Raw genomic sequence first — 8597 nt, 5'->3', positions numbered from 1 at the left:
CCGCCTCGACGGGCCGCGTGCGCGCCTGGAGGACCTGTTCGAGCAGGCCCGTGCTGCCGGCTTCGAGGCCCTCGGCCCCGTCGCCGCCCCCCAGCACGGCGGCCCCACCGACTCCGGCGCGGCCACACCCGGCGCCCAGCCGCCGAACATGCGGGGACTGATCCGCGCCCCCCTGGCGCGGGGCCGCGAACTGGCCGCCTTCCTGCAGCTGCAGATGCGCGAGGCCTCCGTGCACCGGGAGGAGCCGGTGCGCGTCGAACTCGACCCGACCGTCCTGTGGTAGGCAGGAGACCATGAGCAGCGCAGCCCCCGCCCCCGCCCCCAACCGCGAGCCCGAACGCGTCCCGGAGGCCGACGGCATCGACGCCGTCGTCTTCGACTACGGCAACGTGATCTACGCCTGGGAGGCCGTCGGCGCGGTCGCCGGGCGGGTGCGGCTGGAGGACTGGCAGGAGTTCGTGGAGGCGGGGGAGTTTCACCGCTGGAACGCCATGCTGGACGCCGGCGTGCCCCTGGAACAGATCCTCGCCGCCCTGGCTGCCGCTCACCCGGACCGCCCCGACTGGACACGCATCCTGCGCACCTACTGGGACCATTTCATCGACACCAAGACCGGCCCCATTCCCGGCACGGCCCGGGTCATCGAGGCGCTCGCCGATGCCGGCGTGCCCCTGTACGCCCTGACCAATTTCAACGACGTCCTGTTCGCCGCCACCCGGCACCTCTCCCCGCTGCTGGATCGCTTCTCCGGCATCGTGGTCTCCGGCGAGGAGCACCTGGTCAAGCCCGATCCCGCCATCTACCGGCTGCTGCTGGACCGCTACCGGCTGAATGCCCCCCGCACCCTGTTCGTCGACGACTCCGCGGTCAATGTGGAGGCGGCCCGGAGTGCGGGTATGCAGGCCCATCACTTCACGGGGGCGGCGAGACTGCGCGCCGTACTGATCGAGGTCGGCCTGCTGCCCGCACCCTTAGACTGACGCCATGCGTGTGCTCTTCGCCGGAACTCCCGACACGGCCCTACCCGCGCTGCAGGCGTTCATCGCTTCCCCGGCGCATCAGGTGGTGGGCGTGCTCACCCGCGCCGATGCCCGCCGCGGCCGGGGCCGCACCCTGCACCCGTCACCGGTGGCGGCCGTCGCCCGTGCGGCCGGGCTCGACGTGCGCACCCCCGTCACTCTGCGCGATCCCGAGGTCCAGGCCTGGGTGCGCGAGCTGCGGGCGGACGTCGCCGTCGTGGTCGCCTATGGGCGCCTGGTTCCCGCCGCTCTGCTGGACGTGCCCGCGCACGGCTGGATCAACCTCCACTTCTCCCTGCTGCCCGCCTGGCGCGGCGCCGCACCGGTGCAGCGGGCCATCATCGCGGGCGACGCGGTCACCGGCGCCAGCGTGTTCCGACTGGAGGAGGGGCTGGACACCGGCCCCGTCTACGCCCGCATCACCGAGCCCATCCGCCCCGAGGACACCTCCGGCGACCTGCTCGCCCGCCTGGCCGACGCCGGAGCCCCCTTGCTGCTGGACGTGCTGGCGGGGCTCGAGGCCGGAACCCTCACCCCCACGCCGCAGGATGATGCCGCGGCCACGCACGCCCCCGTCCTGAGTCCCGCAGACGGGCGCGTGGACTGGGAGGCGGATGCCACGGCCATTGATCGGCGTATCCGGGGCGTCACCCCCGCTCCCGGCGCCTACACCACCTACGCCGGCGCCCGGCTGCGCCTGGGACCTGTCACTCCTATCTCGGAGGACACCGGGCTGACTCCCGGCGCGCTGCACGTAACCAAGCACGAGGTGCGCGTCGGCACCGGGGCCGGATCCGTGCGGCTGGGACGGGTGGCCCCCGCCGGCAAGAACTGGATGGATGCGGACGCCTGGGCGCGCGGCGCCCGCCCCGCCGCCGATACCGTGCTAGGACGCACTCAACCGCAGGAGGACACCACCGCATGAGGCCAGACACCGAGCCCGACGCCGCCCGCCTGGCGGCCCTGCACGCGCTGACCAAGGTGCGTGAGGACGATGCCTACGCCAACCTGGTTCTGCCCGAACTGCTAGACCAGGCCCGCCTGGATCGTCGCGATGCCGGCTTCGCCACCGCCCTGACCTACGGGACGCTGCGCCTGCAGGGCCGCTATGACGCGATCATCGCCGCCTGTGTTGATCGTCCCTTGGACCAGGTCGACGCGGTGGTGCTGGACGTGCTGCGCCTGGGCGCGCACCAGTTGCTGGGCATGCGCGTGCCCACACACGCCGCCGTGTCCACCACCGTGGACCTGGCCGCCTACAGTGCCGGTCGCGGCGCCTCCGGCTTCGTCAACGCGGTGATGCGCCGCATCAGCGAGCACGACCTGGCCGATTGGCTGGACCGCCTGCGCACGGAGGCCCCCGACGCCACCACCGCCCTGGCGCGCACGCTGTCCCACCCCACCTGGGTGGTCAAGGCCATGCGGCAGGCGCTGAAGGTCAATGCCCGGCCCGACGTCGACGCGGAGCTGGCGGCCCTGCTGGAGGCCGACAACACCGACCCGCGCGTCACCCTGTGCGCCCGCCCCGGCCTGATCTCGGTGGATGAATTGGCCGAGCAGGTGCGCGACGCCACCGGCGAGGAGCCCCGGCCCGGCCGTTTGAGCCCCAATGCGCTGGTCATGTCCGGCGGCGACCCCGGCCGCATCGAGGCGATACGGGACTCCCGCGCGGGTGTGGAGGACGAGGCCAGCCAGCTGGTCGCGCTCATGGTCGCCGCCGCGCCGCTGAAGGGGCGTGATGAGCGGTGGCTCGACCTGTGCGCCGGTCCCGGCGGCAAGGCCGCCCTCCTGGGTGCGCTCGCCGCCTCCCGTGGCGCCACCCTGGTGGCCAACGAGGTCACCGCCCACCGTGCGCGCCTGGTGCAGGGCGCCGTGCGGGCTCTGCCCCCCGACGTGGTCACGGTGCGCACCGACGACGGCCGCAACGTGGGTAGGCAGGAGCCGGGCGCCTACGACCGCATCCTGGTGGACGCCCCCTGCTCCGGGCTGGGCTCGCTGCGGCGCCGCCCCGAGGCCCGTTGGCGCCGCACCCCGCAGGACGTGGCGGCCCTGGCCGAGCTGCAGCGCGAACTGCTGGCCTCCGCCGTGGCGGCGGTGCGTCCCGGTGGCGTGGTCGCCTACGTCACCTGCACGCCGCACGTGCTCGAAACCAGTCTGGTGGTGCGCGACGTGACCCGGCAGGCGGCCCGCGACGGCATCAAGCTGGAACCGCTGCACGCCGGGCGGATCGCCGCCGAGCTGGCCCCGACCCCGCCCGCCGGCGCCGACCGGGAGCAGTTGCAGACCTGGCCGCATCTGGACGATTCCGACGCCATGTTCTGCACCCTGCTGCGGCGCAGCGCGTAAGCAAAGATCCCCCCAGTGAAGGAGTCCGTCATGCCCGCCATTCACCCGTCCATCCTCAATGCCGACCAGGCCCACCTCGCCGCCGAGCTGGACCGGGTGCGCACGGCGGATGGCCTGCATGTGGACATCATGGACAACCACTTCGTGCCCAACCAGTTCGGCGGTCCCAGCCTGGTGGAGACGGTCCTGGCGCACAGCGAATTGCCGGTGGACGCCCACCTGATGATCGAGAACGCCGACCGCTGGGCACCGGTGTACGCCGAGGCCGGCTGTGCGATCGTCACCAGTCACCTGGAGGCGACGGCCGCCCCCTTCCGCCTGGCCGCGCAGTTGCACCGCCAGGGGGTGGGGGTGGGGCTCGCCCTGCGCCCGGCCACGCCCCTTGCCGCGGTGGAGTCGCTGCTGGGGGAGCTTGATCTGCTGTTGCTGATGACCGTGGAGCCCGGCTTCGGCGGGCAGTCCTTCCTCGAGCCCATGCTGGACAAGATCGCGGCCGCCCGACGCCTGGTGGGGCGGCACGGCCAGCAGCTGCGCATCCAGATCGATGGGGGAGTAACGGAGCAGACCATCGTGCGCGCCGCCGAGGCCGGGGCGGATGTGTTCGTTGCCGGTTCCGCCGTGTATCGGGCCGACGACGCCGCCGCGGCCATCGCCACCCTGCGTGAGCAGGCGGCCACCCACAGCCACTGGGTCCACCCCGACACCCCTGAGGTGAATTCAAGGTAACGGACCGGATTTGTGGTGATTCCACAATAGGCCCACAAAGGTCAACGGCCCTATCGTTGCGTTGCGGCGGGAATCGCACGCCACCCCCAAGCGGGGCAGCCGAAAAGGCTTGTAGACAACCGCGATTCCGTGCCTGCCCGTTACCAGAACCGCGCGGGTCCGCCCACATCGACCAGTCACCCCAGGAGCCGCTCAGTGAGCGTTGACGCGAGCTACAACCGCACCCTCAGCCGCATTCTCATCGCCAACCGTGGCGAGATCGCCCTGCGCGTAGCCCGCACCGTGCGCGACCTCGGCGCCACCTCGATCCTGCCGTACACGCCCGAGGACCTGATGAGCCCGGCCGCCGAACTGGTCGACGAGGCCTACGCCCTGCCGGAGGGATCCGGCTACACGGACGCCGACGCCATCATCGAACTGGCCCGCCGCACCGGCGCCGATGCCATCCACCCCGGCTACGGATTCCTGTCCGAGGACGCCGACTTCGCCCAGGCGGTCGGCGACGCCGGCATCACCTGGGTGGGCCCCGCACCGGTGGCCATGCGCACCCTGGGGGACAAGCTCAGCGCGCGCCGGGCCGCCGAGCAGGCGGGCGTCGCCCCCGTGCCCGGGATCACCGGCGGCGTCGACGGTCCCGAGGCCGTCATCGCCTTCGCCGCCACCCACGGCTACCCGGTTGCGCTCAAGCGCACCGATGGCGGCGGCGGCCGCGGCATCACCGTGCTCAACTCCGACGCCGAGGCCGGCAGCACTCCGGCCTTCGACTCCGCCGCCGGAGTCGGCACCCTCATCCTGGAGAAGTTCGTCACCGCCGCCCGCCACGTGGAGACCCAGTGTGCCCGCGACGTCCACGGCGATTTCGCCGTCGTGTCCACCCGCGACTGCACCCTGCAGCGCCGCAACCAGAAGCTGCTGGAGGAGGCCCCCGCCCCGTTCCTTCCCGCCGGCGTGGCCGAGCGGCTGGTCGAGGCCTCCCACCGGCTGCTGGACGCCGTCGACTACGTGGGTGTGGCCACCTGCGAGTTCCTACTCGCCCCCACCGGCGAGTTGTGGTTCCTGGAGGTCAACCCGCGCCTGCAGGTCGAGCACTGCGTTTCGGAGGAGGTCACCGGCATCGACTTGGTGGAAATGCAGTTGCGCATTGCCGCCGGCGGCCCGCTGGGCGACGTGCCCGCCCCGCGCGGTCATTCCCTGGAACTGCGCATCACCTGCGAGGACCCCGCCCAGGGGCTGACCCCGTCCACCGGCACCATCACCCGGCTGCGCTGGCCCGCCGGCCCCGGCATCCGCATCGAGTCCGGCGTGGTCGCCGGCGACACCGTCACCCCCACCTTCGATCCCATGCTCGCCAAGATCGTGGTCACCGGCGCCGACCGGGAGCAGGCGATCCGCCGGGCGCGGCGCGCCCTGAAGGAGACGATCGTGGAGGGCGTGACCGTGTGCACCTCCCTGCACGCCCACGTGCTAGGCCGCGAGGAGTTCACCCGTCCGGATGCCGACGGCGGCCTGGGCGTCACCACCCGTTGGATCGAGGACGCCGTCCTGCCCGCCCTGGCGCCCACCGCAGCCGGTGACGAGACCGCCGCGCCGACTGCCGCCAGCCCCGAGCCGGCGCCCGACGACCACCGCACCCGCTCCACCTACGTCATTGAAATCAACGGGCACCGCCTGCAGGTCACCGTCCCCGACGGGATCCTCGGCGCCCACGCCCGGCGCCTCAGCGGCGGCTACCACGGCGGCGGCGACCGCGCCCAGCAGCCACTGCGCGGCCGCGGCGGCGCCAACGGGCGCGGGCGCGCCACCACCGAGCCGGGCACGCGCAGCAGCGACCCGAACGCCATCGCCGCCCCCATGCAGGCGATCGTCACCCGCATTTGCGTCTCCCCGGGCCAGCGGGTGCGCGAGGGCGACCTGCTGGTGGTGCTGGAGTCCATGAAGATGGAGAACTACGTGCACGCGCCCGCGGACGCCACCGTCGCGGACATCCCGGTCAGTGCCGGCCGCACCGTAGCCGCCGGCGAGGTCCTGGTGCGCATGCGCGCCGGCGACGCCGTCAACGCCCCACAGGAGGCCTGAACCCATGACTGAGTCCACCACGCCCGACGCCACCATGGCCACCTCGGCCGCGACCAGCGCCTTCCGCGAGCGCATCGCGCGCGCCGACGCGCAGGCCGAGGAGCACGCCGCCGCCCGCCAGCACCCCAAGGGCAAGCACACCGCCCGCGAGCGCATCGCCATGCTGCTGGACGCCGACTCCTTCCTGGAGATCGGCCGCTACTCCGGCTCCGGCGCGGGGGAGGGGGCCCGCCCCTCCGGCGTCGTGACGGGATTCGGCCAGATCGGCGGCCGGCAGGTGGCCGTCTACTCCCAGGACTTCTCCGTGTCCGGCGGGGCACTGGGCACCGTCGAGGGCGACAAGATCGTGCGCCTGCTAGACGACGCCATGCGACTGTCCATCCCGGTGATCGGCCTGATCGACTCCGGCGGCGCCAAGATTCAAGAGGGCGTGGCGGCCCTGCGCCAGTACGGGCGCATCTTCAACCGCACCTGCGCCGCGTCCGGACTGGTGCCCCAGATCAGCGTGATCATGGGGCCCTGTGCCGGCGGCGCCGTCTACAGCCCCGCCCTGACGGACTTCGTGATCGCCACCCGCGAGGCCTCCCACATGTTCGTCACCGGCCCCGACGTGGTGCGCGCCGTCACCGGCGAGCGCATCAGCGCCGAGGAGCTCGGCGGCGCCGACATCCACGGCTCGGTCACCGGCGTGGTCCACTACGTGGCCGAGGACGAGGACGACGCCCTGGACCAGGTACGCACCCTGCTGGCCTACCTGCCGTCCTCCTCCGACCAGGAGGCGCCCCGCTACGCCTACGAGGACGCCGACCGGGCCACGGACCGGGACGCCGCCGCCCAGGTCGGCTCCCTGGTGCCCGCCTCGCCCCGCCAGCCCTACGACGTCACCGCCGTGGTGTCCGCCGTCGTCGACCACGGGGAGCTGGTGCAGGTTCAGGAGGACTTCGCCGCCAACGTGGTGGTCGGCTTCGCCTGCTTCGAGGGCCGCCCCGTGGGCGTGGTCGCCAACCAGCCCCTGGTCGATGCCGGCACCCTGGACGTGGACGCCTCCGAGAAACTGGCCCGCTTCGTGCGCTTCTGCGACGCCTTCGGCCTGCCGGTGGTCACCTTCGTGGACGTACCCGGTTACCGGCCCGGCGCCGAGCAGGAGCACGCCGGCATCATCCGCCGCGGTGCCAAGGTGATCAACGCCTACGCGTCCGCCACCGTCCCGCTGGTGACGGTGGTGCTGCGCAAGGCCTACGGCGGCGCCTACATCGTCATGGGTTCCAAGGCGATCGGCGCGGACCTGAACTTCTGCTGGCCCGGCGCGGAGATCGCCGTGCTCGGCGCCCAGGGCGCGGTGGGCATCATTCACCGCCGCGACCTGCAGCAGGTGCGTGAGGAGGCCGGTGAGCAGGCGGCCGCCGCCGAGCAGCAGCGCCTGGTCGACGAGTACACGCAGACCGTCATCAACCCCGACAAGGCCGTCGCCATCGGGGAGATCGACGCCGTCATCGCCCCCGAAGACACCCGCACCGTGATCGTGGACTCCCTGGCCGCCCTGGCCGAGAAACGCGACGAGCGGCGTACCCCCTACCGCAAGCACGACAACGGCCCCCTATGAGCCCCCAATGACCATCGACCCGACCAACCCCGACCCACAGACCACCGCAATCGACCCGACAACCGAGGACCGCATGACCACCCAGCCCAACACTGCCGACACCATCGCCGAACGACTGCACGCCGGCGAGCCCTACGTACTCGCCTTCGGCGGGCAGGCCACCCCCTGGCGCTCCACGCTGGAGGAACTGGCCGGCCTGGACCGCGACCTGGCCGGTGAGCTGGTCACCATCGACGCCGCCGTCGCCGACCGGCTCGCCCCGGTCGCCACCGACCTGCTGACCGTCACGCCGCGCGGCGGGCGCTTCTTCACCGACGCCGGCGCGCCGGTGGCCCCGGCCCCGCAGGGCGGCGCCGCCGACACCGCCGACGTGTCCGTACCCGGCATCCTGTTCGCCCAGCACGCCGCCCTGGCCTGCCTGCCCGGCTCCGGCATCGACCCGGCCGGCGAGCACGCCCCCGGCGCCGTGATCGGCCACTCCCAGGGGGTTCTGGGTGTGGCCCTGCTGGAGGCGCTGCGCCGCGCGCGGGAGCACGGTGACGACGCCGTCGCCCCCGACGCGGTGGTGCAGGTGCACGCGATCGCCCGCCTGATCGGGGCCGCCGCCGCCCGCACCACGGGCAGGCTGAACCTGGGCACGGTCGGGGAGACCACCCCCATGCTGTCGGTGCGCGGCGTCACCCGCGCGGTGCTCGACGGGGTCCTGGCGCAGGTGCCCGGCGCGGAGCGCATCGCCGTCGGCGTGGTCAACGGCCGCCAGGCCCACATCCTGTCGGGCCGCCCCGGCGACCTGGAGCAGGTCATCACCGCCTTGCAGGCGGCCGCCC

7 protein-coding genes and 1 pseudogene are annotated in these 8597 nt (G+C 73.0%); all 8 read left to right on the top strand.

Features of this window, described 5'->3' with window-relative positions; genetic code table 11:
* Positions 1-283 (top strand): annotated as a pseudogene (locus BN1056_RS11425) (primosomal protein N'); the annotation flags it as partial.
* 10 nt (positions 284-293) lie between these two features.
* On the top strand, positions 294-980 hold the full coding sequence (locus BN1056_RS11420) for an HAD family hydrolase (protein ID WP_210581345.1): 687 nt from the start codon (positions 294-296) through the stop codon (positions 978-980).
* A gap of 4 nt (positions 981-984) precedes the next feature.
* The gene (gene fmt, locus BN1056_RS11415) at positions 985-1944 is read left to right on the top strand and encodes a methionyl-tRNA formyltransferase (protein ID WP_073332180.1); all 960 of its coding nucleotides are present in this window, start codon (positions 985-987) and stop codon (positions 1942-1944) included.
* The gene (locus BN1056_RS11410) at positions 1941-3365 is read left to right on the top strand and encodes an RsmB/NOP family class I SAM-dependent RNA methyltransferase (RefSeq protein ID WP_210581343.1); all 1425 of its coding nucleotides are present in this window, start codon (positions 1941-1943) and stop codon (positions 3363-3365) included. The genes fmt and BN1056_RS11410 overlap by 4 nt, the downstream gene beginning before the upstream one ends.
* Before the next feature lie 30 nt (positions 3366-3395).
* Positions 3396-4091: a ribulose-phosphate 3-epimerase gene (gene rpe, locus BN1056_RS11405; RefSeq protein ID WP_210581341.1), complete on the top strand. Its 696-nt coding sequence runs from the start codon at positions 3396-3398 to the stop codon at positions 4089-4091.
* A gap of 195 nt (positions 4092-4286) precedes the next feature.
* Positions 4287-6167: an ATP-binding protein gene (locus BN1056_RS11400; protein WP_210581339.1), complete on the top strand. Its 1881-nt coding sequence runs from the start codon at positions 4287-4289 to the stop codon at positions 6165-6167.
* A gap of 4 nt (positions 6168-6171) precedes the next feature.
* On the top strand, positions 6172-7770 hold the full coding sequence (locus BN1056_RS11395; protein WP_073332191.1) for an acyl-CoA carboxylase subunit beta: 1599 nt from the start codon (positions 6172-6174) through the stop codon (positions 7768-7770).
* Between the two features lie 73 nt (positions 7771-7843).
* Positions 7844-8597, top strand: a 754-nt coding sequence (locus tag BN1056_RS14815; RefSeq protein ID WP_244671689.1) for a hypothetical protein, incomplete at its 3' end; no start/stop codon positions are given.

Origin of the sequence: Actinomyces succiniciruminis, assembly GCF_900002405.1 — a bacterium.
GTDB classification, from domain to species: Bacteria; Actinomycetota; Actinomycetes; order Actinomycetales; family Actinomycetaceae; genus Actinomyces; species Actinomyces succiniciruminis.
The sequence above is the reverse complement of the archived record's forward strand: the minus strand, read 5'-3'. Positions and strand labels throughout refer to the sequence as shown.